The sequence below is a fragment of the Kribbella sancticallisti genome, assembly GCF_039530625.1.
GTDB classification, from domain to species: Bacteria; Actinomycetota; Actinomycetes; order Propionibacteriales; family Kribbellaceae; genus Kribbella; species Kribbella sancticallisti.
On sequence record NZ_BAAAOS010000018.1, the window covers coordinates 592,976 to 619,049 of the forward strand.

Annotated in this window: 27 protein-coding genes; 17 read left to right on the forward strand and 10 right to left on the reverse strand. The window is 67.3% G+C overall.

The genetic code is table 11. The annotated features are described in order from the left end of the window. Window positions 1–18: 18 nt before the first annotated feature. Window positions 19–621 (forward strand): hypothetical protein, encoded by a 603-nt coding sequence (locus ABD255_RS13125; protein ID WP_344213395.1) that lies wholly within the window; start codon window positions 19–21, stop codon window positions 619–621. Here the strand turns inward: ABD255_RS13125 and ABD255_RS13130 are convergent. Both ABD255_RS13130 and thrS read right to left on the reverse strand, forming a co-directional pair. Then, window positions 618–1,208: an HIT family protein gene (locus ABD255_RS13130; protein WP_344213397.1), complete on the reverse strand. Its 591-nt coding sequence runs from the start codon at window positions 1,206–1,208 to the stop codon at window positions 618–620. The genes ABD255_RS13125 and ABD255_RS13130 overlap by 4 nt on opposite strands. Beyond that, window positions 1,205–3,229: a threonine--tRNA ligase gene (gene thrS, locus ABD255_RS13135; RefSeq protein ID WP_344213399.1), complete on the reverse strand. Its 2,025-nt coding sequence runs from the start codon at window positions 3,227–3,229 to the stop codon at window positions 1,205–1,207. The genes ABD255_RS13130 and thrS overlap by 4 nt, the downstream gene beginning before the upstream one ends. A 216-nt stretch (window positions 3,230–3,445) precedes the next feature. Here thrS and ABD255_RS13140 point away from each other — a divergent pair, with 216 nt between their 5' ends. The 3 genes from ABD255_RS13140 to ABD255_RS13150 are packed head-to-tail and all read left to right on the forward strand — an operon-like array spanning window position 3,446 to window position 5,849. Continuing rightward, complete coding sequence (locus tag ABD255_RS13140) at window positions 3,446–4,399, forward strand: ABC transporter ATP-binding protein (protein WP_344213400.1); 954 nt, start codon at window positions 3,446–3,448, stop codon at window positions 4,397–4,399. Next, window positions 4,396–5,049: a DedA family protein gene (locus ABD255_RS13145; protein ID WP_344213402.1), complete on the forward strand. Its 654-nt coding sequence runs from the start codon at window positions 4,396–4,398 to the stop codon at window positions 5,047–5,049. Before ABD255_RS13140 ends, ABD255_RS13145 begins: the two co-directional genes overlap by 4 nt. Then, window positions 5,046–5,849, forward strand: a complete 804-nt coding sequence (locus ABD255_RS13150) for an ABC transporter permease (RefSeq protein WP_344213404.1) — start codon at window positions 5,046–5,048, stop codon at window positions 5,847–5,849. The genes ABD255_RS13145 and ABD255_RS13150 overlap by 4 nt, the downstream gene beginning before the upstream one ends. Window positions 5,850–5,918: 69 nt before the next feature. Here the strand turns inward: ABD255_RS13150 and ABD255_RS13155 are convergent, their stop codons facing one another. From ABD255_RS13155 to ABD255_RS13170, 4 genes are all read right to left on the reverse strand, one after another. Continuing rightward, window positions 5,919–7,409, reverse strand: coding sequence for an AAA family ATPase (locus tag ABD255_RS13155; protein ID WP_344213406.1), 1,491 nt, complete (start codon window positions 7,407–7,409; stop codon window positions 5,919–5,921). Window positions 7,410–7,587: 178 nt separating this feature from the next. Beyond that, entirely contained in the window at window positions 7,588–8,256 is a 669-nt protein-coding gene (locus ABD255_RS13160) for a response regulator (RefSeq protein ID WP_344213408.1), read from the reverse strand. Continuing rightward, complete coding sequence (locus ABD255_RS13165) at window positions 8,253–9,830, reverse strand: sensor histidine kinase (RefSeq protein WP_344213410.1); 1,578 nt, start codon at window positions 9,828–9,830, stop codon at window positions 8,253–8,255. Before ABD255_RS13165 ends, ABD255_RS13160 begins: the two co-directional genes overlap by 4 nt. 55 nt (window positions 9,831–9,885) lie before the next feature. After that, window positions 9,886–11,001: a GntR family transcriptional regulator gene (locus tag ABD255_RS13170; protein WP_344213412.1), complete on the reverse strand. Its 1,116-nt coding sequence runs from the start codon at window positions 10,999–11,001 to the stop codon at window positions 9,886–9,888. A 141-nt stretch (window positions 11,002–11,142) separates the two neighbouring features. Between ABD255_RS13170 and ABD255_RS13175 the strand changes: the two genes are divergently transcribed. The 4 genes from ABD255_RS13175 to ABD255_RS13190 all read left to right on the forward strand — a co-directional run bounded on the left by ABD255_RS13175 (window position 11,143) and on the right by ABD255_RS13190 (window position 15,835). After that, a complete protein-coding gene (locus ABD255_RS13175) occupies window positions 11,143–12,135 on the forward strand; it encodes a glycoside hydrolase family 76 protein (RefSeq protein WP_344213414.1) in 993 nt (330 codons plus the stop codon). Window positions 12,136–12,184: 49 nt separating this feature from the next. Continuing rightward, the gene (locus tag ABD255_RS13180; RefSeq protein ID WP_344213416.1) at window positions 12,185–12,901 is read left to right on the forward strand and encodes an SDR family NAD(P)-dependent oxidoreductase; all 717 of its coding nucleotides are present in this window, start codon (window positions 12,185–12,187) and stop codon (window positions 12,899–12,901) included. 58 nt (window positions 12,902–12,959) lie between these two features. Beyond that, window positions 12,960–14,450, forward strand: a complete 1,491-nt coding sequence (locus ABD255_RS13185) for an ArnT family glycosyltransferase (RefSeq protein WP_344213418.1) — start codon at window positions 12,960–12,962, stop codon at window positions 14,448–14,450. Between the two features lie 539 nt (window positions 14,451–14,989). Next, window positions 14,990–15,835, forward strand: coding sequence for a hypothetical protein (locus tag ABD255_RS13190; protein ID WP_344213420.1), 846 nt, complete (start codon window positions 14,990–14,992; stop codon window positions 15,833–15,835). Here the strand turns inward: ABD255_RS13190 and ABD255_RS13195 are convergent. From ABD255_RS13195 to ABD255_RS13210, 4 genes are read right to left on the reverse strand one after another with little or no spacing between them, the layout of a single operon-like run. After that, complete coding sequence (locus ABD255_RS13195) at window positions 15,819–16,448, reverse strand: hypothetical protein (RefSeq protein ID WP_344213422.1); 630 nt, start codon at window positions 16,446–16,448, stop codon at window positions 15,819–15,821. The two genes, ABD255_RS13190 and ABD255_RS13195, sit on opposite strands and share 17 nt — an antisense overlap. A 36-nt stretch (window positions 16,449–16,484) precedes the next feature. After that, the gene (locus ABD255_RS13200) at window positions 16,485–17,069 is read right to left on the reverse strand and encodes an NUDIX domain-containing protein (protein WP_344213424.1); all 585 of its coding nucleotides are present in this window, start codon (window positions 17,067–17,069) and stop codon (window positions 16,485–16,487) included. Next, window positions 17,066–18,430 carry an NsdA family TPR-like regulatory protein gene (locus tag ABD255_RS13205; RefSeq protein WP_344213426.1) on the reverse strand — a complete coding sequence of 455 codons (1,365 nt, stop codon included), beginning with the start codon at window positions 18,428–18,430 and terminating at the stop codon, window positions 17,066–17,068. Before ABD255_RS13205 ends, ABD255_RS13200 begins: the two co-directional genes overlap by 4 nt. Window positions 18,431–18,483: 53 nt before the next feature. Beyond that, entirely contained in the window at window positions 18,484–18,864 is a 381-nt protein-coding gene (locus ABD255_RS13210; protein WP_344213428.1) for a GntR family transcriptional regulator, read from the reverse strand. Between the two features lie 155 nt (window positions 18,865–19,019). On the opposite strand from ABD255_RS13210, the gene ABD255_RS13215 reads away from it, so the two are divergent. The 9 genes from ABD255_RS13215 (at window position 19,020) to ABD255_RS13255 (ending at window position 26,071) form a co-directional block, all read left to right on the forward strand. Then, on the forward strand, window positions 19,020–19,268 hold the full coding sequence (locus ABD255_RS13215; RefSeq protein WP_344213430.1) for a DUF6284 family protein: 249 nt from the start codon (window positions 19,020–19,022) through the stop codon (window positions 19,266–19,268). Then, on the forward strand, window positions 19,265–19,546 hold the full coding sequence (locus ABD255_RS13220) for a hypothetical protein (protein ID WP_344213432.1): 282 nt from the start codon (window positions 19,265–19,267) through the stop codon (window positions 19,544–19,546). The genes ABD255_RS13215 and ABD255_RS13220 overlap by 4 nt, the downstream gene beginning before the upstream one ends. Next, window positions 19,543–20,400 carry an ABC transporter permease gene (locus tag ABD255_RS13225; protein WP_344213434.1) on the forward strand — a complete coding sequence of 286 codons (858 nt, stop codon included), beginning with the start codon at window positions 19,543–19,545 and terminating at the stop codon, window positions 20,398–20,400. Before ABD255_RS13220 ends, ABD255_RS13225 begins: the two co-directional genes overlap by 4 nt. A gap of 1 nt (window position 20,401) precedes the next feature. Further along, window positions 20,402–22,606, forward strand: coding sequence for a cell division protein FtsK (locus ABD255_RS13230; RefSeq protein ID WP_344213436.1), 2,205 nt, complete (start codon window positions 20,402–20,404; stop codon window positions 22,604–22,606). A gap of 195 nt (window positions 22,607–22,801) precedes the next feature. Next, the gene (locus ABD255_RS13235) at window positions 22,802–23,161 is read left to right on the forward strand and encodes a hypothetical protein (protein ID WP_344213438.1); all 360 of its coding nucleotides are present in this window, start codon (window positions 22,802–22,804) and stop codon (window positions 23,159–23,161) included. Continuing rightward, window positions 23,158–23,598, forward strand: coding sequence for an RRQRL motif-containing zinc-binding protein (locus ABD255_RS13240; RefSeq protein WP_344213440.1), 441 nt, complete (start codon window positions 23,158–23,160; stop codon window positions 23,596–23,598). The genes ABD255_RS13235 and ABD255_RS13240 overlap by 4 nt, the downstream gene beginning before the upstream one ends. 24 nt (window positions 23,599–23,622) lie before the next feature. Further along, window positions 23,623–24,501 carry a bifunctional DNA primase/polymerase gene (locus tag ABD255_RS13245; protein ID WP_344213442.1) on the forward strand — a complete coding sequence of 293 codons (879 nt, stop codon included), beginning with the start codon at window positions 23,623–23,625 and terminating at the stop codon, window positions 24,499–24,501. After that, entirely contained in the window at window positions 24,498–25,790 is a 1,293-nt protein-coding gene (locus ABD255_RS13250; protein WP_344213444.1) for a DUF3631 domain-containing protein, read from the forward strand. Before ABD255_RS13245 ends, ABD255_RS13250 begins: the two co-directional genes overlap by 4 nt. After that, on the forward strand, window positions 25,787–26,071 hold the full coding sequence (locus ABD255_RS13255) for a helix-turn-helix domain-containing protein (protein ID WP_344213446.1): 285 nt from the start codon (window positions 25,787–25,789) through the stop codon (window positions 26,069–26,071). The genes ABD255_RS13250 and ABD255_RS13255 overlap by 4 nt, the downstream gene beginning before the upstream one ends. The last annotated feature ends 3 nt before the right edge of the window (window positions 26,072–26,074 follow it).

Sequence of the window (26,074 nt, forward strand, 5' to 3'; positions counted from 1 at the left end):
CACGCTAGATTGCGGACCGTGAGCAGTTTCCCTGCCGCCGCGAGACGAGTGCGTGACAGTAGCGCCGACCCTGTCGCGCGATTCTGGGCGCTTCGGGAGTGCTCGCTGCACTTTCCGCTGTACGGGTTTCGCGCCACTTGGCACCATCTCACCGTTCGCGCCGGGGTGCCGGCGGAGTTGTCGGAGGATCCGGAGTCCTTGACCCGGGCAATCGACGAGTTGGAGGAGGCCCGGCGGCACTGGTTGCTGCTGCGGACGACGTACGCCCGGCGGCGCCGGATCGAGAAGGCTGATGGCCAGAGGCAACCAGCCCGCACCGATCAGTGGCTGAGCGCAACGAGTCTGGCGTATTGCCCCGACCCCCAACGGCATCCGGACGAGCGACTCGTCACCGTGCTGCATCGCCTGGTCGACGCCAACATGAACAACCTCCAGCCGCAACCACTCTGCGCGGTGTGCGGGACTGCCCGTCCGGTCGACATGCTCTGCACGGCGTGTGGAGTCGATCCCCGAGGCCCGACGGCGAAACTCTCCGGCGACCTGCAAAAGCAGGCAACCGCCAACTGGCACGAGGTCTGGAACCGAACGGCTCAGAAGCCCCGCCGCTCAGCAGTCAACTAAGTGGTGGGCCAGGACTTGGCTAGTAAGGCTCGGGTGTCGGTCAGGAGCTGAGGGAGGACCTTTGTCTGGCCTATGACCGGCATGAAGTTGGCGTCGCCCTCCCAGCGGGGGACTACGTGTTGGTGGAGGTGGGCGGCTATGCCGGCGCCGGCAATGTCGCCCTGGTTCATGCCGATGTTGAAGCCGTGGGCGGCCGAGACGATCCGGATGGCCTGCATCGCCTGCTGGGTGAGGGTGGCCACCTCGACCACCTCTTCCGGTGTCAGCTCGGTGTAGTCGGCGATGTGCCGGTACGGGACCACCATCAGATGACCGGGGTTGTACGGATACAGATTCAGTACTGCGTACGCCGCGTCCCCCCGCTGCACGATCAGGCCGTCCACGTCCGACAGCAACGGGATCCGGCAGAACGGGCAGCCGCTTCCTGCTTCGGTCGTGGTCGGCTTGTTCTCCCCGGCGATGTAGGCCATCCGGTGCGGCGTCCACAGCCGCATGAACGGGTCCGGCGCCCCGATCCCGTCCTGCCGAACCACCTCCTCCGGCTCGTACGCCGAACCGGAGGAATCACCACCGGGGAGATCAGTCATACCTGAATTCGTTTCGCGACCGACTCGACGATCTCGGCGATGGCGTCGGCGATCGGGATGCCGTTCTTCTGGGTGCCGTCGCGGTAGCGGAAGGAGACCGAGCCGGCCGCCATGTCCTCGTCGCCCGCGATCAGCATGTAGGGCACCTTGGCCTTCTGGGCGTTGCGGATCTTCTTCTGCATCCGGTCGTCGGAGTGGTCGACCTCGATCCGGATGCCCTGCGCCTTGAGCTGCGCGGCCACCTCGTACAGGTAGTCGACGTGGCCGTCGGTGATCGGGATGCCGATCACCTGGACCGGCGCGAGCCACGGCGGGAAGACGCCGGCGTAGTGCTCGGTCAGGACCGCGACGAACCGCTCGATCGAGCCGAACAGGGCGCGGTGGATCATCACCGGGCGCTGCCGGGAGCCGTCGGAGGCCGTGTACTCCAACTCGAACCGCTCCGGCAGGTTGAAGTCCAGCTGGATCGTCGACATCTGCCAGGTCCGGCCGATCGCGTCGCGGGCCTGGACGGAGATCTTCGGGCCGTAGAACGCGGCGCCGCCCGGATCCGGGACCAGCTCCAGCCCGGAGCCCTCGGCGACCTCGCGCAGCGTCTCGGTCGCCTCCTCCCAGACCTCGTCCGAGCCGACGAACTTCTCCGGGTTCTTGGTGGAGAGCTCGAGGTAGAAGTCGTCCAGGCCGTAGTCGGCGAGCAGGCCGAGCACGAAGTTCAGCAGGTCGCGGAGCTCGTCGCGCATCTGCTCGCGGGTGCAGTAGATGTGCGCGTCGTCCTGGGTGAAGCCGCGGGCTCGGGTCATCCCGTGGATGACGCCGGACTTCTCCAGCCGGTACACGGTGCCGAACTCGAACAACCGCAGCGGCAGCTCCCGGTACGACCGGCCGCGCGCGTCGAAGATCAGGTTGTGCATCGGGCAGTTCATCGGCTTCAGGTAGTAATCCTGGCCCTGCTTGCGGACCTCGCCGTCCGGCCCGCGCTCCTCGTCCAGGTGCATGGGCGGGTACATGCCGTCGGCGTACCAGTCCAGGTGGCCCGAGGTCTCGAACAGCTGCGCCTTGGTGATGTGCGGCGTGTAGACGAACTCGTAGCCGTCCTCCACATGCCGCTGCCGCGAGTAGTCCTCCATCACCTTGCGGAGCACGCCGCCCTTGGGGTGGAAGACCGCCAGGCCGGAGCCGATCTCGTCGGGGAAGCTGAACAGGTCCAGCTCGGTGCCGAGCTTGCGGTGGTCGCGCTTGGCGGCCTCCTCCAGCCGGGTCAGGTACGCCTTCATCGCGTCCCGGGTGTCCCAGGCGGTGCCGTAGATCCGCTGCAGCTGCGGATTCTTCTCGCTCCCCCGCCAGTACGCCGCGGCGACGCGCATCAGCTTGAAGTTGCCCAGATACCCGGTCGCCGGGACGTGCGGACCACGGCAGAGGTCCTTCCACGCCACGCTGTCGTCGCGCCGGATGTTGTCGTAGATCGTCAGCTCGCCGGCGCCGACCTCCACGGACGCGCCCTCGGCCGCATCCGCCGAGGCGGACCCCTTGATGCCGATCAGCTCGAGCTTGTACGGCTCGGAGGCCAGCTCGGTGCGGGCGTCGTCGTCCGAGACCACCCGGCGGCTGAACCGCTGCCGCTCCTTGATGATCTGCTGCATCTTCTTCTCGAGCTTGGTCAGGTCCTCCGGCGTGAACGGAGTCTCGACGTCGAAGTCGTAGTAGAAGCCGTTCTCGACCGGCGGGCCGATGCCCAGCTTGGCGTCGGGGAACAGCTCCTGGACCGCCTGCGCGAGCACGTGCGCGGTCGAGTGCCGGATGATCGCCAGCCCCTCGTCGGACCCGGCCTTGACCGGCTCGATCTCGTCGCCGTCGGCGACCACCCGGGCCAGGTCGCGCAGCTCCCCGTTGACCATGGCGGCGATGGCGGAGCGGTCCTGGCCGAAGATCTCGGCGAACAGCTCCCCGACGGTCGTCGTCTCGGTCACGCTCCGCTCAGCCTCGCCCTCGACGCCGATCAGATGGACCTTGACTTCCGGCACGTTCACTCCTCGAGTACCCCGGTCCGCCGTGCGCGGCCCGTCACACCGCAGATGGTATCGAGTCCGGCGGCGCGCCGACGCGGCCCATCCACAGGCCACCCCTGAGGGGGACGCCGACCTGACGAAAGTCAGGGGTAGGTGCCACCCAAGGACGGATGTGCGCAGGGGTCCCGGATTCCTAGGTTCGTAGTCACACTCCGAATCGAAGGGCTCCGTGTGATCACCCTCCAAGCACTCAGCAAGCGTTACGGCGAGACCCGCGCCGTGGACGCGCTGGACCTCACCGTCTCCCCCGGCCGGGTGACCGGCTTCCTCGGCCCGAACGGAGCCGGCAAGTCCACCACGATGCGGATGATCCTCGGCCTGGACACCCCCACCGAAGGCAGCGCCCTGGTCGACGGCCGCCCGTACGCCGACTGGCCGGTCCCGCTCGCCAAGGTCGGAGCCCTTCTCGACGCCAAGGCTCTGCACCCGAGAAGGACCGCCCGCAACCACCTGATCGCGATGGCCCGCAGCAACGGCATCGCCACCAGCCGCGTGGACGAGGTGCTCTCGATCGTCGGCCTCGACTCGGTCCGGCAGAAGCGGGCCGGGGAGTTCTCCCTGGGCATGGGCCAGCGGCTCGGCATCGCCGGCGCGCTGCTCGGCGATCCCGAGGTGCTGATGTTCGACGAGCCGGTGAACGGTCTCGACCCCGACGGCGTCCGCTGGGTCCGTCAGCTGATGCGCTCGCTGGCGGCGGAAGGCCGGACGGTGTTCGTGTCGAGCCACCTGATGAGCGAGATGCAGCTGACCGCGGACCAACTGGTGGTGATCGGTCGCGGCCGGCTGATCGCGGACGCCCCGATCGCCGAGGTGATCGCGGGTTCGTCCCGCACCACCGTCCGGGTCCGGATCCCCGACCACCACCACCTCGCAGTACTGCGTGATCGGTTGGTAGGCGAGGCAGAGCAGGTCCAGTCGGTGCCATTGCTGACCCAACCCCACCACCCCGGTCAGGTAGGCGACCAGCTGATCGTGACCGGAGTACCGGCCGAGCGGGTCGGAGACCTGGCATACGAGCTCGGAGTACGGCTGCATGAGCTGCACACGGAGCGCGCGTCCCTCGAGGAGGCGTACATGGAGCTCACCGCCGACAGCGTCCAGTACGGCGTGGCGGTGGCCTCATGACGGACGCGATCCTGCACTTCACCGAGGAGCTGATGTCCTCCTGGTGGATCTACACCGCGCTCTTCGGCTTCGCCGCGCTGGACGGGTTCTTCCCGGCGATCCCGAGCGAGACCCTCGTCATCACGGCCGGGGTGTTCGCCGCGACCGGCGAGCCCAACCTGTACGGCGTGATCGCGATCGCCGCGCTCGGCGCGTTCGTCGGGGACCACGTCTCGTACTACCTCGGCCGCGGCGCGGGCGGACGGCTGCTGGACCGCCTCGAGCCGGGGACGAAGCGGCACAAGATGAGCGTCTGGGCCCGCACCGCTCTCGCCGAACGCGGTGGACTCGTCCTGGTGGTGGCGCGGTACGTGCCCGGCGGGCGGACGGCGGTGACGCTGACGATGGGAGCCGTCCGCTACCCGGCTCGCAACTTCTCCCTGTTCGCCGGACTCGCGGCCGCCAGTTGGGGGCTCTACTGCACGCTCGTCGGCTACATCGGCGGCAAGGCGTTCGAGGACAACCCGCTGAAGGGCGTCGTGCTCGGGATCGGTCTCGCCCTCACGGTGACGTTGATCGTCGAGCTCGTCCGGCACCAGCGCCGCAAGCGCCATCTGCCTGAACCTCAGGTCGAGCCTGAGTCCGCACTGTCGAAAGCAGGAGAGCGATGAGCACGGCAACCATCACGGTCCAGCAGAGGTCGACCTGGTCAGGGCTGGCAGACACGATCGAGTCGGAGTGGACCAAGCTGTGGTCGGTCCGGTCGAGTTGGCTGAACATCCTCGGCGGAGTGGTGCTGACCGGGCTGCTCGGTATCCAGTTCGGCTTCTCGACGGCCTACGACAACACCCATCCAGCGCCTGGCGAGGTTGCGGAGAAGGCTGCGGTGGGTGGCGTCGGCGTGAGCGCGGTGGTCGTCGTGCAGGTCGTGGTCGCGGCCTTCGCGATGCTTCCCGTGACCTCGGAGTACGCGACTGGAAGCATCCGCTCCACGCTCCAGTGGACGCCCGTACGGCGGAACGTGGTGCTCGGCAAGGCCGCTGTTCTCGCGCCGGTGTTGTTCGCCTACGGCCTGCTGCTGGGCGTGATCGCGGCAGTCGCCGGTGGTCTCGCGATGGGCGAATGGGCTGACTGGGATTTCGTGACACTCATGGTGGACCTGGTCTCGATCGCGGCGTACCTGACGCTGGCCGGGCTCTTCACGGCCGGGATCGCCTTCCTGATCAGAAGTACCGCGGGCACGCTCACCGCGGCGTTCCTGCTGCTCCTCGTGGTCCCGATGATGCTCGCCCAGAGCAGCCTGCGCGCCTTCATCTGGCTCGCGGCGCTCCTCCCGGGCGGCGCCGGCCAGAAATTCCTGTCCGGGGCCACGGACCCGCTCTCCCCCACCGCCGGCTTCTTCATCCTGCTGCTGTGGGCCGCCGGTGGCCTGTTCGCCGGCCTCAAGATCCTCCAACGCAGAGACGCCTGAAGCTCGCGCAGCACGACAAACCCGCGGGGTGACGGCCGGAATGGCCATCACCTCGCGGGTTGCTGTTCGTCAGCGCGGAACGTTCAGCGCGATGGTGATCTGCTCGGCGACCTTGGCGGCCAGTTCCAGCGCGGCCCGCCGGGTCGACGGCTGCAGGGCGGAGTGGTCCAGCGGGCCCTCGGCGGCGATGTGCGGATCGGTCGGGATGTCGACGACGGCGGCCGCGCGCGACTCGAAGTACGGGCGGAGTTGCTTCTCGACCTCCTTGTTCACGTCGCCGGGTCCGTTGCTGACCGCAATCACCGCGCGGCGGATCAGCCGCTGGGCGTCGGGGCCCTGGTGGTCCAGCTCCTCCAGCATCTGTACGGCGGCGGCGCAGGACAGGCTCTTCCACTTGATCGGGATCACCAGCACGTCGGACGCCTTCATCGCCTCGCGCCAGTTGCTGGAGCCCTCGTTGTTGCCGGTGTCGATCACCAGCACCTTGTAGAAGCGGCTCAGCAGCCGGTGGATCTGGTCGAAGTCCTTGGCCTCGATCTGCGCGTACGTCGTGGTCGCGGACGTGAGCACGTCGTACTGGCCCGACACCTGGTGCCGCAGGTAGGCGCCGACGTCACCGAGCCGCGCGTCCGGCTGGGTCAGCATCTGCATCGCCTGCAGCAGATCCGTCACGGTGGAACGGCTGTTGGTGTCGTGGGTGCGCAGGTGCATGTTGCCGCGCAACTCGTTGTTGTCCCAGGCCACCACACCGCCACCACGGGCCTGGCCGAGTGCGCCGGCGAGCAGCAGCGTGGTCGGCGTCTTGCCCGAGCCGCCCTTCGGGTTGGCGATGGTGATCGTCACCGGCCGGCGGAACGCGGTCGCCGCGGTCGCGCGAGCGATCCGCTCGAGCCGCTCGTTCGTGCCGGGGCGAAGCCGCAGCACGCTGCGAACGCCCTTCTCGGCCGGAGCCTCCCTGGGCAACGGAAGCGCCTGCAACAGCTCGTCGGACCGGTACGAGACCTGACGGTCGGGCTGCGGCGGGTGCTGGCCGGGGATGCCCTGCGGGAAGAAGTGCTGGGCGGCCGGGGACAACCCTGACGCCTGCGGCTCGTGCGCGGCGTGCTCCTGCGCGGCCGGCTGGGTCCACGGGTCCTGGGCGGGCTCGTGCGCCGCTGCCTTGCTCCACGAGTCACCTGCAGGCTCGTGCGCGGCTGCCTTGCTCCACGAGTCACCCGCGGGCTCGTGAGCGGCTGCCTTGCTCCACGAGTCACCGGCGGGCTCGTGAGCCGCCGGCTTGGTCCACGGGTCGGCGGCCGGGGCCGGCGCGGCAGGCTGCGACCAGGAGTCCGACAGCGCGTCGTGCTTGTCTTCCTCGGCAGCCGGCTCCTCGACCTCGTCCGGGTCGGGAGTGGCCTGGCTGCTGCGCGGCGGCTTCTGGGCGGGCGGGCTGGGGGGCGGAGCGGGCGCGGGATTGGGATCCGGCTGCGTCCAGGACGGGGTCGGCTGCCACATCCTCCGGACCTCGGCCGCCGCCGCTTCCCGGTCCTTGTGCTGTCCGGAGTTGTGCGAGTCGGTCACGACCTGGATCCCCCGATTCTGTGAGAGGGGGCGGGGCTGCCGCTCCCCTGGGGTTTGCTGGAACGTCCCAGGCATGGTCCACCCGGGAAAGGTCCACTATCCCATGACCCGGTGTCCACGCGATGTCACCCGCCGGAGCGTCGCCGTACCACCCGGCTACCGTCTGCCGACCGGTCGCTCAATCGGTCACCAGACCCGCTTCGTAGGCGACGATCGCGGCCTGCACGCGGTTCTTGACTGCCAGCCGGGTCAGGATCGCGCTGACGTACGCCTTCACCGTTCCCTCGACCAGGAACAGCCGCCTGGCGATCTCGGCGTTCGACAGTCCGGCACCGACGAGCGCGAGCACTTCCCGCTCCCGCGGGCTCAGCACCTCGACCTGTTCTTTGGCAGCCGCCGCTCGCGACATCCGGCCGCCGCCGGAGCCCGCACCGAGTTCGGCGATCACTCGCTGTGCGATCTTGGGCGACAGGTACGCGGCGCCGTCGGCAACGGCCTTCAGCCCGGCGATCAGCTCGCGCGGATCACCCGACTTCAGCAGGAACCCGCTCGCGCCGTCACCCAGCGCTTTCGCGATGTAGGCGTCCTCGGAGAAGGTGGTCAGCATCACGACCGCCGTCCCGGGCACGGTCCGCCGGATCTCCGCGCCGGCGGCCAGCCCGTCCATCCGCGGCATCCGGATGTCCAGTACCGCGACGTCAGGCCGGTGCCGCTGCGCCGCCTCGACCGCCTCCAGGCCGTCGGCCGCCTCCGCCACGACGTCGATCGCGTCGTCCGATCCGAGGATCGCCCGCACCCCCGCCCGGACCATCGCCTCGTCGTCTGCCAGCAGCACCCTGATCGTCACGGAGTTCCTTCGGTGGTGGGCTGGACCGAGCCCGTCTGGACGATGTTCTTGGCGACCAGGACGCCCTCGTGGAAGCACAGCCGGTAGGCGTAGTTGATGGAGAACGGACCATCGGGCCGGTAGAACCGGCAGGTCCAGTCCTCCGGTTCGGCCAGTCTGTCACTCGGCGGATCGACCATCTGCATCGGCGGCAGCAGCTTCTCGACCTCCGCCAGGGGAGCCCCGAGCCGCAAGGTGTCGTACTCCTTCGGCCGCAGGATCGAGTTGTACCCGGCCACCAGGTAGTAGCCCAGGGCAACTACCCCGACGACGGCCCCGAGCACCGCCGGCGCCGCGATGACGGTGATCAGCCCGCGCCGAGCGTTCCGGCGTACGGTGGCGCGTTCGTCGGCGGTCGCGGACTCCACCGGTACTTCGGGTTCGGCGCGGCCGCCCGCCGTGGGGATCCTGGCGTGGACCTCGAATCCGGCGGTGGGGCGCCGCTGGGCGGACAAGGTGCCGCCGACGATCCGGACCCGTTCGGTCAACCCGGTCAGGCCGCGACCGGTGGACGGCACCTCCGCGGGCACCCGCCGGGTGGCGCCGGTGTCGACGACCCGGACCACCACCTCGTCCGCGACGTGCGAGACCGTCACGGTCACCTCGGCACCAGGCGCGTGCTTGCTGGCGTTGGTGAGCGACTCCTGTACTACGCGGTGCACGGCGCGGTCCACCATCGGCGAGAGCTCGGCCGTGCCTTCCTGCACGAGCTTCACCGCCAGCCCCGAAGCAGCCGCCCGATCAACCAACTCCGCGACGGTCTCCTGCGCGGGAACCACCGACGCCTCGCCGTCCCGCAGTACGCCGATGATCTCGCCGAGCCGTTCCGTCGCGGTGGCGGCGGCCTCGCGCAACTCGGTGGCAGCGCGGCGATGCCGTTCGGGCAGGTCCGAGTCGACCTCCAGAGCCGCCGCCCGCAAGGCGATCAGGCTCAGCTCGTGGCCGACCGAGTCGTGCATGTCCTCGGCGATCCGGGAGCGCTCTCTGAGCCTCTCCTGATCGAGCTCCATCCGGTGCTCGCGCTCGATCCGCTCGGCCCGATCCCACCCGGCTGAGGCGAGCAAGGCCTGCTGGGCGCGGTACCGGCCGATCAGCCAGGGCAACACGACGACCAGCAGGGACATCAGCAGGATCAACAGCCAGCTGAGCACGGCCTCCGAGACGACGACCTCGGGATGGATCACCAGCGCGAGCACCAGCAGCGCGACGAGCTCCCAGCTCGCCATGATCACGAAGTGCTTGAGCTTGGTCTCCCGCCGCCCCGACAGGTAGCTCAGCACAGAGATCGCCGGCAGCAGGGCGATCGGCACACCCTTGGTCGTTCCCAGGCAGACCGCGAGGATCACCACCTCGGCGCCGATCACCAGACTCAGCGCGACGACCGGCCAGGACCGCCGGATCAGAACGGCCGCGCCGAGAATCGCCAGACACCCGGCCTGCATCCAGGCCGGATCGTTGCGAGCGCCACTCTCGGCGAGCACCACAAGCGCCAGGCCACCCCACAGCCCGAGGTCGCCCACCCGCTGCCAGTTCACGCCTAGACGCTACACAGCGCCACGGCCGGCGCAGTACTGCCGAAAGTCCGGTGTCTCAGGAATCCGCGGCATCGACCAGTTCGAACGGCACGATCGACAGCTTCGGCACCGACTCGCCCCGGAGCTGGGCCAGCAGCAGATCGACTGCCTGCCGACCCATCTCGGTCTGATTCTGGCGAACATGCAGATAGGGCGGCCCGGCGATCGGATCACCCGGGGAATCGAAGCAGCTGATCACCTGCTCGCGGGGCCGTCCGAGCGCCCGATCCAGCATCCGCGCCAGGTTGTACTCACACGCCACGTACGCCGTCACCTCAGGGAAGCGGTCCCGGAAGGCCCGGATCAGCTCCAGGTCGGACCGCACGCTCTCCGGCGTGAACGACCCCGGCAAGGTACTGCGCAACTCCGTCAACTGATGCGCCTGGTAGTTCCCCGGCTCGCGCTCGGCGAACGCCGCCCGGAAACCCTCCAGCCGATCCTCGATGCTGGACGTGTTCAGCGGCGGCGGCGACACGAACGCGATCTGGCGATGCCCGAGATCGAGCAGTCTCTCGGTCAGCGCGCGCGACGCCGCGACGTTGTCGGTGTGCACCGCCGACACCGGGATGCCGGACAGATGCCGATCGACCAGCACCAGCGGATACCCGTCCAGTACCTGCCGCAGCAGGCTCGCGTTGTAGAAGTCGCCGTGCACGGGGAAGACGATCAACCCGTCCACTTCGCCTGACCCGACCAGCGATTCGACGGCTTGTTCCTCATCGGCCTGACGACCGCGAGTACGCCGTACGATCAGGTTCGCGCCTTCCTCGGCGCAGCGCTCCTCGATCGCCTGGAGCAACTCCAGCCCGTACGACTCCGACAGATCCGGTACTACGAGCGCGATCGTCCCCGGCCACTGGTTCCGCCGGGCCGGGCGCAGGGCTCCCCTGAGCGGCGTGGTGACGCCGTCCAGATCGGGCAGATGCTTCACCACGAACGAGCCCTTGCCGCGGATCCGCTCGATCAGGCCGGCCTCCCGCAGTACTTCGAGGGCCCGCTTCGAGGTGATCCGGCTGACCTCGAACTGGGCGGCGAGTTCCATCTCCGAGGCGACCCGGTCGCCCGGGCCGAGCACGCCGCTGCGGATCTCCTCGAGCACGTGGGTGCTGATCCGCTCGTAGAGCAATGCCACCGTGATCGCCTTCCTGCCGAGTCAGGTTGATATACCATCACAGGCTGGCCGCGCTGAGGCAAGAGGGCGGATCCGGCATATTGACCTATACCAAGTCGGCTCTCTAGCATCCGAGCACCCCGACTCCGATAGGCGGCCCGCATGAGTTCTCCCGCCGACCAGGTTCTCGCCTCGTTCCTGGAGAGCTTCTGGGATCCCGCGGCGCGGTACTTCACCACCTACAGCGACCGGCGGATCCACCCCGAGCACGCGATCGGCCCGCGGGACGGGCTCTACACCGACTTCTGGTGGGAGGCGCAGCTCTGGGATCTGGTGATGGACGCCCACGAGCGGACCGGGCTGTACGAGGAACTGATCCACGACATCTATGACGGCTTCGCCGGGTTCTACCCGGATTTCCTTATCGATTACAACGACGACATGGGGTGGTGGGCGCAGGGCAGTGCTCGCGCCTACGAGCTCACCGGACAGGACCGCTATCTCGACCGGGCTCGCAGCATCCTGGATTCGATCTGGGCGCACCGAGACGCCACCTACAACGGCGGCATCTGGTGGCGCCGGTCCGTGCGGGACCAGAAGAACGTGGCGACGAACGGGCCGGCCGCGATCACCTCGGTGAAGGTGTACGCGGCGACCGGCGATACGCAGTACCTGGATCGGGCGCAGACGCTCTACAGCTGGATCAAGAGCAACCTGCAGGCCGGCGGCGCTGTGTACGACCGGATCGAGCAGGGCACGTCGGTGAAGACGCTGCACACCTACAACCCGGGTTACTACATCGGGGCCGCTACGGCGCTCTACAAGGCGACGCGTGATGGCAGCTATCTGTCGGATGCGCTGTCTACTGCGGATTGGGTCCTGGGTGAGTTGCCCGACGGCCTGCCGTTCGAGGGCATTGGGGATGGTGCTGGCTTCAAGCCGGTGCTGGTGCGCCACCTCCATCGGCTCGCGGTCGACCTGGGCCAACCGCAGTACCTGCCGTACTTGCGCCGGAACGCTGCTCGCGCCTGGGAGAACCGCCGAGTTGGCGATGGCCTGATCGGGCCGGACTGGTCGAGCCCTGCGCCCGACGGGCCGCTGCAGAGTCTCACCGCCGGGGCAGGCGCCGCCGTACTGCAGATCGTCGCGCTCTGAGCTATTTCTGTCGGAGGCCTCCTGCAGGGTGGGGTTTTGGAGGTTTCGGATGCAGATTTCCGGCAAGGTCGCGGTCGTGACGGGTGCGGCGGTCGGCATCGGTCGAGCAGTCGCGCAGCGGTTGGCTGCCGACGGTGCCGAGGTTGTGCTCGCTGACATCGATGAGGACGGCCTGCGCCAGACGCAGGCGTTGATTGGCCCAGCGGCTCGGTACGTGGTCGCTGATCTGCGCGATGACTCGTCGGTGGCGAAGCTCATGGCGTCTCGCCCGCAAATACTGATCAACAACGCGGGCGGCGGCGCAGTACTGCGGCCGTGCTTTCCCGAAGCGAGCGTCGACCGCTGGTCCGCCGCGCTCGACCTCAATCTGCGCGCGCCAATGCTCGCCACCCAACTGGCTTTGGACTCGATGCGCGAGGCTGGCGGCGGCGCGATCATCATGATGAGCTCGACCGCGGGCTTGGGCTTCGACCCTCACGTCTCCCCCGAATACAGCGCCGCCAAGGCCGCGCTCATCCGCCTGACCGCGACTCTCGCACCGCTTCGGGACACCCACCAAGTGCGAGTCAACTGCATCGTCCCCGACTGGGTGGCCACCGAGCGCGGCATCGCCGAACGCGCCGCTCTCCCTCCGGCTGATCGCGGCCCGACCCAGGTGCCTCTGCAGACCCTCACCGATACTGTCGTCCGACTCGTCACCGACGACTCGCTCGCCGGCAAGTCCCTGCTCCTCGATCGTGAGGAGGACCCACACTTTCTGAACTGAGTGGCTAATTCCAGACGAAACGTGTCCGGCGACCCCCGGTGGCTGTCAGCATGCGGGGATGACTGACACTCGCCCGTCGGTGCCTGCCTTCGCTACTCGTCCTGTTGCGGGAATCGCCCTCGCGCTGGCGGTCGTCCTGACCGCGCTGTCGGGGCGCTACGGCTTCCACCGGGACGAGCTGTACTTCCTCGTCGCGGCGGACAACCTCGCCTGGGGATACGTCGACCAGCCGCCACTCACTCCCCTGCTGGTCAAGATCTCGACGACGATCTTCGGCAGTACTCCGATGGGCCTGCGGGTGCTCTCCACGCTCGCGGCCGCCGCGACCGTGGTGGTCGTCGCGCTGATCGCCAGGGAGTTCGCGAACGACCGGCGCGCGCAGGTCCTCGCCGCTGTGTGTGCCGCGCTGTCGGGGTTCCTGCTGGGCGTCGGCCACCTCGCCTCGACCGCGACGTACGACTTGCTGGCATGGATGGTCATCGCCCTGCTGGCTGTGAAGTTGCTCCGTACCGGCGACGGCCGCTGGTGGCTCGCCCTCGGTCTGGCGACCGGGATCGCCCTGGAGAACAAGTATTTGGTCGTTCTTCCGCTCGCGGCGTTGCTCGTCGCCGTCCTGATTCTCGGCCCGCGGCAGATCCTGCGAACGTGGTGGCTGCTCGCCGGCATCGGCGTGGCCGCGGCGATCGCCGCCCCCAACCTGATCTGGCAGGCGACGCATGACTGGCCGCAGCTCACCGTTGCTGGAGGCATCAGCGAGGACGACGGCACCGAGAACCGGATTATGTTCATCCCGCTCCAGATCCTCCAGCTCTCCCCGTTCCTGGTGCCGATCTGGATCGCCGGATTCCTCCGCCTGTGGCGCTCCCCCGCCCTCCGCTGGTCCCGCCCCGTCGCCCTGGCCTACCCCATCCTCTGCGTACTCGTCCTAGCCCTAGGCGGCAAGTCGTACTACGCCCTCCCGCTACTCCTGGTCCTGGTAGCAGCCGGAGCACAACCCACGATCGACTGGGTTACCCGCACCCGCTCCCGCCGTACTCCGCTCGCAGTCGGCCTGGTCCTCACCGCCCTGACCTCAGCCCTCTTCACCCTGCCGGTGCTCCCCACATCGGCCGTCAACTTCGTCATCCCCGTCAACCAGGAACAAGGCGAGCAGATCGGCTGGCCCGAACTCACCTCCGCCGTAGCCGCCGCCTGGCAAACCATCCCCGAGGACCAGCGCGCCCGCGCCACCCTCTTCGCCGGCAACTACGGCCAAGCAGGCGCCCTCATCAAGTACGGCCCCGACCACGGCCTACCCACGGCCTACTCCGGCCACATGAGCTTCTACGACTGGTCCCGCCCCGCCGACACCCAGGACGGCCCGGTCCTCCTGGTCGCCCAGGAGCGCAGCCCGCAGTACGAAAGCAACTTCAAGGACTGCAACCAGGTAGGCACGGTGGACAACCACCAAGACGTAGACAACGAAGAACAAGGCACCGCCCTCGTCCTCTGCGCAGCCCCCGCATCCCCCTGGTCCACCCTCTGGCCCAACCTCCGCCGCTACTACTGACCCCCCAGCAAGCAAAAGAAGTAACCAGCCCAGCCACAAATGCCCGACAGACAGCACCCGCCACAGATCACCCGACAGACAGAACCCCAGCCACAGCAGTCACCCGACAGACCCACCCCGACCACAGCGTTCAGCCGACAGCCCGCCCCCGCCACAGACAGGGGGGTGCGGGTGGCGAAGCCCCCGCCCGGCGCCGGCGAAGCCCGGCGCACAAAACGACGATGGCGACCAGGCCCACGCTTCCGGTGGGCACAGGTCGCCGATCGACATCGTGGGCGATACTGGGTTCGAACCAGTGACCTCTTCGGTGTGAAGGCGGATTGTGCGTATCACTGGTTCGCCGCACGTCTCGGGAACTGCTGCGCTGCGTGACAGCCCTCACCTGAACCCGTGGAGCCTTACCGCGTTCGCTGCCTTCTCGCTGCCCATAAATCCGACAATCATGTGCCCGGCGCTCTAGGCTGACCTACGTGACGGAACCCAGATCCGCTGACGACGATGGTGCGAGTGTTCTCCCGCAGGTGCCAGCCTCCGCGCGGGTGAACCTTGGCGGCGCGTGCTGGTGGTGCGGCTCCGTCGCTGACTCGGGTGAGCACAAGTTCAAGCGGTCTGATCTGGTGCGCGCATTCGGCGCTGGTGTGTGGACTGGCTCAGATGCGGTCAGCCACGGTTCTGGGGGTCGCGCCTCCCCAGTGAAGTCGTCGCGCGCCGATCGACTCAAGTTCCCGAAGGTAATGTGCCAGAACTGCAACAACGCCCGCAGTCAAGCGATGGACGCTGCGTACGACACATTCTCTGCGTACATCGCCAACAACGAAGAGCAGATCTTACGGGATGCACGCTTCCAATGGTCTGACATCTTTACTGGCGATTGGAAGTCTGGCAGGGAGGAAGTTGCGCGATACTGGGTGAAGCACATCTGTACCAGGTTGGCCACCGAGGGCGTTTCGATCAGCGCAGAGGTGATTGAATTTCTGGACGGCGTGCGTGATTCGCCAACACATCTTGAGATGGAACTCGGCATTCGCCTCGACATCGTCGAACTTGCGAAACACCTGCGCACCGTCCACGGCGAGGAATTCGGAGAATCGTTCTGGATGGGCGACGTGACGTGCTATTACGACCCGGATCGCAATGTCGTCGAGGCTGCCTGGAGCCATTGGGGCCTGCTCTGGCTGCGGTTGGAGTACGTGTACCGTCTGGATGACTCCAGTAGTCGCCTCAACTTTTGGCGCAAGAAGGTAGGCCTTCCCAGGGGGGTACTCCGTGGATCCGTCCGGCATTCCAGATCAATGCGGAGATTGCAATCCGAAGTAGTTGCTCACCGCGCCGCCCCCGTGCCTGTATCCGCGCGCCTAGATCGAGGCTCTAGATGGGCTCACTGAGACGAGGCGTGGCCGGTATGCGACCGCCGATGATCTCGTACGTCAACACCCTATGGGTGACGGCGTTGCTTTGCAGCCATTCAGCTGCTTGCCGCAATGCGGCAGGGATCACGTCGATATCCGGCGCGTCGGCTCCTCTGTCGCTGACGATGACGACTCTCACAAGCACACCTGATCCGTCGAACCAGTGATCGAAGCGCGATATTACTGCTCTTGCAGGTATCTCCCCGCGCCGCATCTTGCCCCACAGTTTTCGTACTGCCGGGCCGACGACCTTGGCGTAGAGCTGCTCACCCAACGCGTCGATCGTGGGATCACTGAGCTTCTTGGCGAGATATACGCCGAAACCAACAAGCGCAGCGATCTCCAAACCGGACGCCCGAGGCCGGAAGACAGGGAATGGGGGAAGACTTGGAAAGCTATCTTCGATCGAGGCAGTATCGTCCGCGAGGGTCAATCCGAGATCTCCGACCGACAAACCCACCTCTGTTTGAAATGGTATTCCCAGCTCGTCGATGTCATGCGAGTTACCGCCGGTCATCCCAATAATTAGAGCATCGCCCAGGCTGGCATCTACACGATTCGATTGATCAGAATCATCAGTCTGCGCCATCTCGTTGAGACCCTCCCTCACTGCCGCCACTGGGATTCACTCACCAACGGAGCCGTTCCTCTCGGCCGGGACGGTCTCAGCCGCCCCCCTGGGCTCCGGTTGCCGGCCAAATTCCGCGTAGATCGGAGCACCCTGCTCAAGCGCCTGCTGCGCACGCGACAGCCGCCGGACCATGGACGGCCGCATGCGGGGAGCCGCCTCATCGAGCGTCATGAACTGGAAGCGGCGAGCTTCGGTCGCGTCGAGGGTGATCTGAGCGATCTGATCGTCTGTCAGCACTCCCCCGTCGAAGATGAACATGATTCCGTCGAACCAAGGGCCAGAGGCTGGAATCCAGTCCACGACAAGCGGTGAGCCGATCTCGATGTCAATGCCGATCTCTTCCCGAGCTTCCCGCCGGACCGCATCCAGAGGCGACTCATCGAACTCAGTCACGCCGCCGGGGATTTCAAGGGTCGGCTTGTAGACCGCCTCCAAGAAGAGGATCAGGCCCTCGCTGTTGCGCACGAGAGCGCCCGCCGCCGTTGTCTTCTTCGGGAGCCGTCCGGCGATACCGGGGTTGAACTCCTTCTCGGGTTCACCATCGGCCGCTAGGTCGACGTCACGATAGGGGTGGGTCATTTACCTGCACCTTCTAAGTTGAGCCCGCTTTGGTCATAGAAGTCTCGGACAGCATTTGTGGTGATGAACGGTTTGAGCTTCACGGCTAGGCGTTCGAGGTGGCGGTGCGCACGGATGGAATCAACGTGCCCCGTCAGCGCGACTATTTCCGCTCCGTAGTGACAAGCGAGTTCCAATTCGCCTTCTCGCGCTGCCGCAATCCCAAGTTCGGCTGCGCTATAGATTCTGCGCCTGGGCCGGTCTCTCGATCCTTCCCAGACCTGAGTGAGGTGCCTCCTCGCTTCCGTGGTGTTGCCGAGGTCGTTCCAGCACGTCCCTGCATGGCTGGCGAACATGATTTCATCCCACTGCGGCTCCCAGGCGCGCGGTGCCACCGCATCAATCTGCTCGTATGACCGCTCGGCTCTGTGGAGTGCGGATGTCGCATCCCCCACGGCTCCGAGTGCGGCGTGTGATCGAGCAACCAACAGGTCGGCCTCAACCAGGACCTGCGGGCTACCGGCCGACTCGGCAACGTTCTGGGCGGCTTTGGCTACACGCAAGGCTGAGGCGGCCTGCCCAACGTGAAGCGCCTGGTGCGTGATGCTCGTCATCAGGTACGCCGACAACGCGACATCCCCGACCTCGCGGGCAAGCCGGAGCGCCTGAGTGAAGTACGCCTGGCCCATGCCGTGGTGTCCGGCGTCGTAGTACATCCAGCCAACGACTTCGCATAACTCAGCGACGGCGGAGAACAGCTCGGAGCGAGACTGCGCCTCGATCTCCTTTTGCAGCATCGGCAAGGCGACATCGTGCAGATACCTGCGGGCAGTCGCTCGGCACTCCGCACCGCCTGCCCGCCGTTCGATGGTGTCGATCGCAGTGATCATCGTTCGGACTTGCTGCACGTTCGCGCTTGTAACGCGGCTTCCGTCGGCGCTGACAACCGCCTGCCCTACCGCCGACGTGAGCCAGTCGAGCACCGTTGCAGCAAGGCCCTCGGGGCGATACACGACGCTGTCGGCCGACGGCTCTGCAAGGTTCTGGAGGATCGTCACAGCCACGTCCAGGCCGGAAGGGTAAACAGTCAATGAGTGGCCAGCCTCGGGCGCAGCGCTCCCGGCCGCCAGTGCGGGCCGCATCTCCCTGAATCGCTCAATGACGGCCTGCGGTGCATCTGCCAATGCCCGGGACAGAACCCCCTGCATGTCTTGCCTGAGGGTGGCCTGCGGGCGCTTCCGCCAGTTGTACAGGGTGCGGGGGGCGACCCGGAGAACGTCCTGTGCAAACGTCTCATCCGTCATCGCCGGATCGACGGCACGGTAGGCGTCTTGTAGCACCTGAACGGCCTCCGAGGTCCACGCCTTGCTCTGCACATTCATTCAGCTAGACCGCCGATGTGCAGGGCAATGTGCAGACGAGTTGCAGGCGCCTTTCATGGTTTGACGCCTCGATCGGCCGTTGACTTATCGCTATGAGATTCCAGCGTTTCAAGCCTCACGGTGAGGTCCTCGACGGTCCTGCGCAGCTCGGCGAGCTGGTCCTGAACGGATGGCTGAGCGCCTTCGAGATCGAGGCCGGACAGGTCCTCACTGACAAAGGTGCCCCGGCCCCGGGAAGACACAAGCAGTCCGTCTCGCTGCAGCTCCCGGATCGCGTTGTGGAGCGTCATTTCGGCCACGTCGTACTCGGTCGTCAGCGCACGGAGCGGCGGGAGCTTCGCTCCCGGCGGGAACTCCCCCGCGCGGATTCGACGGCGGATGTCATCTGCCAACTGTGCTTGCAGCGGCTGTGCGCTGCTCCGGTCGATCGCCACCCCACAACCGTACCGGAAACCACTAGGGCACGCCGGTGTATTGACAAGATTCAAAACCCTAGGGCACGCTAGGGCAATCGAGATGACGCCCCGGTGGCTGGCACCACCGAGGCGTCTGGGTCGCACTAATCCATTGCGTAGAGGAGCACCACCCAATGAGCATCATCCACCTGTCGGCCGTCAATGACGAAGAGCCGACCCCTGCGGACCTCGCCGCTATCGAGCGGGAGTGGCCGCAGATCGCTGCCGATCTGGAGCTGTTGAACGCACAGATTGAGCTGATGAACGCGGGTCCGTTCGCGTCGGTCCTGGACTGGCGGCGGGTCCGCCGGGCCGAACGCCGGATGCTGGACATCGCCGAGGGATTCGCCGACCGCCGCGCAGAGATGGAGGGCGTCGCATGAGCGCCCACCTCTTGCGTAGCAAGACGATCGCGAACCGCCGCCTGAAGACGCTGCCCGAGCGGTGGGCCGACGAACTCGGCACCGACTCCCCCGCCGCCGTGAATGAAGAGCTAGGCGCACGTTTCGAGCACCTGTCCCGGTTCGTGCTGAACAACGAGATGCGCCCGCACGGTGAGGTCTCAGATGAGACCGCGACCGCCTATGGCGACCTGTGCGTTCTGGTCGGCTTCCTGGCCGACGCCCACGACCTGCTGACCCGGAAGGAGACGCACCGATGAGCACCCCGCTTCGTACGTCGTACCCGGTCCCGGTAACCGACCTGATCCCGGCTGGACGCCGCCTCGCGGCCGAGCTGGGCAGGGTCCCGTCACAGAACCAGTTGATGAAGGCACTGCATGTTGGCAAGGACAAGGCCAAGGCCGTCCACGCTGCCCTGACCACCGAGGACCGCCACGAGACCCGGCTGCACTCGGTGCCAGACCCGGACGAGACCGCCACCGAGACCGACCTGCCCGAGACGGCTCCCGAGGTTGCCCCGGAGGAGTTTTCGCAGGTCACGGAGCCTGTAGACCCGGTCTCGGCTGCCGATGCCGAGCCGGGCGAGCTGGTCCCCGCGGCTTCCGATGGCGGGGGCATCTCCTCGGCCGTTGAGGCGACCACGAAGACCGCTGCTGAGACTGAGGCTGACGCGCGTCCGGTGCGGTCGTGGCCGGTGCTGTTGCTGGCGCTGCCCGCGTTCGTCGCGGTCTGGTCGGGCTGGGTCGGCCTCGGTGAGCTGACCGGGTTTGGGGTCGTGCATCCGCTGCCCGGTATCGCGGACGATTTCACGATCAACTCGGCGATCACGCTGCCGATCGGTGTCGAGACCTACGCCGCGTTCGCGCTGCGGGTGTGGCTGTCCGGCCGTGTCCCGGCTCGTGCTCGCCGGTTCGCGAAGGTGTCGGCTCTGGCCGCGCTCGGACTCGGGGCGCTGGGTCAAGTCGCCTATCACCTGCTGGAGGCCGCTGGCGTCACTCGTGCGCCGTGGCAGATCACCACTGTCGTGGCCTGCCTGCCCGTCGCCGTACTCGGCATGGGTGCCGCGCTGGCCCACCTCATTCACGCCCGTCCCGCCCACAGTGAGGGGAACTGACATGACCGAGCTGCCGACCGAGACCGTGCCCGAGCCGATCGACCTGGACGCGCACCGCGCCCGCCGCGACGACGCCTCGCAGACCCCGGACGACGATGCCGGCAAAACCGTCACGCTGTCGGCCGGTGAGGTCGAGCGGATGGACACCGCCTACGAAGTCGCCCTGGACGACGAGACCGACACCGCACCCGGTGCGGGCAAAGTGCTGGTCCCGGTGGACACAACGGCTGCCACGCCGGTCGCTGTGGCGGTCGGGGAGCGGCTGCCGATCATCCCCGTACACCTGCGCCCGGAGAACCTGCCCGCGACCGCGCGGCGCGCGCTGGCCCGTGCCGGTCATGTGGCCGCGTTCCACGCGGTCCGCTCGCCTTGGTACGGCTGCAAGCTGGCCTGGTTCGCGGGACGCGGGCTGTCGCGGGTGGTGCGTAACCAGTTGCGGTGGTGGTGGGTGCCGAACTCGTTTGCCCTTGAGCAGAAGGCCGCTGACGGCAACGAGCTGAAGGAGTGGGAGAAGATCCACCGCGAGCTGAAGCGCACCCGGCTGTGGCGTGGCTTCGTTCTCGCGGCTCAGAACCTCGGCCTAATGGTCAGTGCCCCGATCGCCCTGAACGCAGCTCCTACGGCCGCTGTAGCGGCTGCCGGTGCCGGTCTGGTCGCCGCTGCCGCGCACTACGGTCGCCCGGCTGGTCAGACGCTGGTCGGTACTGCGGTGGTCGCGCCTCGGTTTCGGAAGCTGAACTCTGACATTGTGCTGCGGGCCTACTACGCGGCCGGACTCGGCAAGCCGGACAAGGCCGATCAGGAGATCCGGTTCGGGTCCCAGATGTCGCGCGATGCCCGCGATACCGGGTCACAGGTGCTGGTGGATCTCCCGTACGGCAAGGGCTGGTCCGATGTGCAGGGCGCGCGGGAGAAGATCGCGTCCGGGCTGGACGTGCACGTGAACCAGGTGTTCCTGTCCCCGGACAAGACCAGCTCGCGGCGCCACATGCTGTTCGTCGCCGACCGTGACCCGCTCGCGGTCCCGGTTGGCCGTACGGACATGCTCGACTGCAAGCCACGTTCAATTTGGCGTCCGGCGAAGTTCGGCAAAGACGAACGCGACGCACCCGTCAGCCTGTTGCTGATGTGGATCTCGCTTCTAGTCGGTGCGCAGCCGCGCAAGGGCAAGACCTTCGCGGCCCGCCTCGTCGCGCTGCATGCCGCGTTGGATCCGTACGTGAAGCTGATCGTTGTCGACGGCAAGAACTCCCCGGACTGGCTGAAGTTCAAGCTGGTTGCCCACCGCATCGTTTTCGGCACCCACCCCAGCCCGAATGACCCGGACCCGATCGCCAACCTGATGGCCATCCTGGACGAAGTCCTGGCCCACATCGACCGCGTCAACACCCAGCTCGCCACGCTGCCAGTCAGCGTGTGCCCGGAAGGCAAGCTGACCGAGGAACTCGCCAGGGATGCCCGCTACCCGGATCTTCGGGTGCTGGTGATGGTGATGGAGGAGTTCCAGGTCTACTTCGAGACCGAGGACCAGGAGGTCAACAAGCAGATCGCCGCCAAGCTCTCGCGGATTCAGGCGGTTGGGCCGAGCGCTGGTGTGGTGATCGTGTCCAGCTCGCAGAAGCCGTCCGGGGTCGGCGCCGGTGATGTCGGCCGGTTGTTCAACCGGTACAGGGACAACCACGCCGTACGGTTCGCGCTCAAGTGCGGCAACCGGATCGTGTCCGAAGCCGTGCTCGGTGGTGACGCCTACGCCGAAGGCTTCGACGCCGCCTCCCTGCCGGTCGGTGATGAGTACCGGGGCGTCGGCTACCTGTACGGCGCCTCCGACGCCACCCCCACCGTCCGGACCTACCTGGCCGATCACAGCGACGCGGAGAAGATCCTCACCGCCGCCCGAGCGCACCGCGAACGGCTCGGGTTGTTGACCGGCATGGCAGCAGGCGAAGACATCGAGCGCGCCACCCGCGACGTCCTGGCCGATGTCCTGGCCGTCATGGGCGCCGACACCGCCGCGCACTGGGACACCATCGCCGGACGGCTCGCTCAGCAGATGCCCGAGCAGTACGACGGCACCACCCCCGAAGCCATCTCGGCTCAGGCCCGCGCGCTGAACGTGCCCAGCGTCAACGTCAAACGCGACGGCGCCACCCGCAAGGGCGCCAAAGCCGACGACATCCGCGCCGCCATCGCCCGCCGCGACACCTAACCGCGGGGCAACACAGAGTAACCAACTCAACAGGGGTGCGGGACGAGTTGAAGTAGCGGCCCGACCGCTACCGGTAGCGGCAACGCTACCCGTCCCGCTACCCCGCAACCCAGACCTGACCAGGCCGTTCGTTCCCGCGTAGCGGGTAGCGGCCACGGCTCTCCACGCCCAAAAACAGCCCTCTGGAGGCTTCCCATGTCCAGCACTGCCGCTACCGCTATCCCGAATGCCGCTACCCACGGTAGCTACCTGGGTAGCGCCTCGATCGACCTCACCACCACCGCTCAGACGGCCGGACAGGTCGCCACCGTCGCCCTGGTCGTCACCGTCTGCATCGCGTTCTACCTGCTCACCTGTGCCGTCTGGCCGTTCGGGAAGTGCCGCCGCTGCAAGGGCGTCGGCAAGTTCAAATCCCCGTTCGGCAACGCCTACCGCCACTGCGGCCGCTGCGACGGCTCCGGGCTGCGGGTCCGGTTCGGCCGCAAGGTCATCAGCTACTACCGGCGCACCCACGCCGCTGCCAGCAACGCGACCAGCAAAGGCGCCCGGAAGTGACCGCGCCGCTGATCGACCGCGCCAGCCTCCACCCGGCCGCCTCGCAGTGGATCACCTTGTGGAACGGCAAACAGGCACTCGGCTGGAACTGGCACGGAACCCCGGTGTTCCGGTTCAAGTGGGCACCCGCAGGACTGGCCACCCGCCGCCAGCTCCGCGCCCTGCGCATGTGCCCCGGAGGCCACGAACCCTATGCGGTGCTGGTATGGCGCAACGGGCAGCGCTGGGCCTGGCTCTACCGCCTCGACCTCGCCAAACCCTCCCGCGTCGCCTCACCGGCCCAGCTCAACGCACTCGACAAGGCCATGGAAGCGCGCCGCCGCTGCCGCCTGTGCGGGCAGGTAGCCGACCACTGCATTCCCACCAGCGATGGGCGCTGTGTCGAGTGCATGACCGGCGACTACCGCAACACCACCCCCAACTCCTACGCCGCCTGAATCCCTCGAGGGGAGACCAGACAGATGAACGAGATCCTGACCGCTGCACTCGCCGCCGCCAACCGTGGCTGGCCGGTGTTCATGCTCGGACGCTCCAAGCGGCCCGTAGCCAACTGCGACGCCTGCCGGGTTGCCACCGACCATGACCCCGCGACCTGCGGACACCTGACCTGCCACGGCTTCTACGCCGCCACCACCGACCCGCACCGCATTACAGCGCTTGTTGCCGCTGTCCCGTACGGGCAGCTCGCCGTTCGCACCGGCGCTGTGTCCGGGCTCCTAGTGGTCGACGTCGACCCCGCCCACGGCGGCAACGAAAGCCTTCACCAGCTCGTAAGCGATGGACTGCTCCCACGCACGTTGCGGGTGATCACGGGCTCTGGTGGACAGCACCTGTACTACCGCCACCCCGGAGCGTCGATGCCGTCCCGGCCGATGCCAGGCCGACCCGGGATCGACATCAAAGCCGATGGCGGTTACGTCGTCCTCCCGCCCTCGCTCCACCACCGCACAGGGCTGCCGTACCGGTGGGCGTCCACCACCGGACCCGAGGTGGAGGAGATGCCCTCCGCTCTCGTCTCCGCCTGCCTGCCGCCTATGCCGGCCGAATCGTCCACCCCGCAAACCACCCCAGCCCCAACGCAACCGGGCGGGGGCATCTCCCACCCCGACAAGCTCCTAGACGCCCACCTAGACGCTGTGCGCCGCGCCCCCAAGGGCAGGCGCCGCACCACCTTGTACGGGGCCGCACGTGGCGTTGCGCGGATGGTCGCGGCCGGAGTCATTGACCAGGCCGCAGCCGTCACCGCACTGACCTACGTAGGACACCAAGCCGCCCAAACCGACCGGGATATCAGGACCGCCATCGCTGGCGGTTTCCGTGACGAAGGGATTGCAGCATGACCGACGACAACGACCAGGGCGACGCCGTCGACGGCGCCGAGCTGCTGGACGACGTGGCCGCGACCATCACCCGTTACGTCATCTTGCCCAGCACGTCCGCGCTGACCGCAGTCGTGTTGTGGGTGGCTGCCACGCACGCCGTACCGGCCTGGAACTGTGCTCCCCGCTTGGTGATCCGCGCACCCGAGCGGCGCTGTGGGAAGTCGCGGCTGCTCGACACGGTCGAGGGCATGTCGCACCGGCCCCTGATGACTGTGAATGCCTCCCCGTCAGCGGTCTATCGGTCGATCGGTGTTGCGCCGTCCGATCCGCCGACGCTGCTGATCGATGAGGCCGACACGATTTTTGGCCCCAAGGCCGGAGACAACGAAGACCTGCGCGGCCTGCTCAACGCCGGTCATCAGCGCGGCCGCCCGGCACTGCGCTACGACGCCGGGTCGCGGTCGGTGGAGAAGATCCCAACGTTCGCCATGGCCGCACTCGCTGGTATCGGCGCGATGCCCGACACGATCGAGGACCGGGCAGCCGTCATCCGCATGCGTCGCAGAGCACCCGGCGAGAACGTCGCCCCATACCGCGTCGGCCGCGACGGACCCGAGCTGGACGCACTACGGCAACGGCTCAGCCAGTGGCTTAGCCCCCACATCGAGACGCTGCGCAACGCAACCCCCGACATGCCACTAGAAGACCGTGCGGCCGACACCTGGGAACCGATGATCGCCATTGCCGACCTGGCAGGCGGGCAATGGCCACGGGCCGCCAGAAAGGCCGCTGTAGCCCTCACCAGCGACCGCGACGCGGGCGACGAGACCTCGATCCCCACCCGGCTGCTGGCCGACTGCCGCACAGTCTTCGAAGACGCCGACGCGCTGCCCACGCAAGAACTGCTGAACCGGCTCAAGGCCCTCACCGAAAGCCCTTGGGCAACGATCGGCAAAGACGGACTCACCGGGATGAAGCTCGGCAACCTGCTACGCGATTTCGAGATCCGCAGCGACACCATCCGCTTCCAGACCGGGCAAGCCAAGGGCTACTACCGCAGCGACTTCACCGACGCGTGGAACCGCTACTGCCCCGAGCCAAAACCAGCCGGGGAGGAAGCCGTACCAGACGTACCAGCCGTAACTTCCCAGGTCAGCCCCGAAGAGGCTTCCACCACTGGTACGGCTCAAGCCGTACCACGCGACCAAGCCTCCTTGGCCCTGACCTGCGAAAACGAGGCTGGTACGGCTGGTACGCCTTGGACCCTCCGAGCTGTCGGCAGTGATTCGACCTCTGGAGCCGCATGAAGAGCGAAGCGGCCGTGCCGCATCTGATCCCCGTCCCCGATGACGAATCGACGGCGACCGTTCACGACTTCCGTGCGCTCGTTTACACGGTCCCGGAGGTGGCTCGCCTGTTGGCCGTCTCCCGGAACACCGCCTACCTGATGGTCCGCACTGGCCAGATTCCGGCGCGCCGACTCGGAACGCGTTGGGTCGTGCCGCGCCGTGCTTTCCACACGTGGCTGGATGCCACCCCGATTCCCGACGACACCTCAACCCTCGCCACCGCATCGAACTGGAGCTGACAC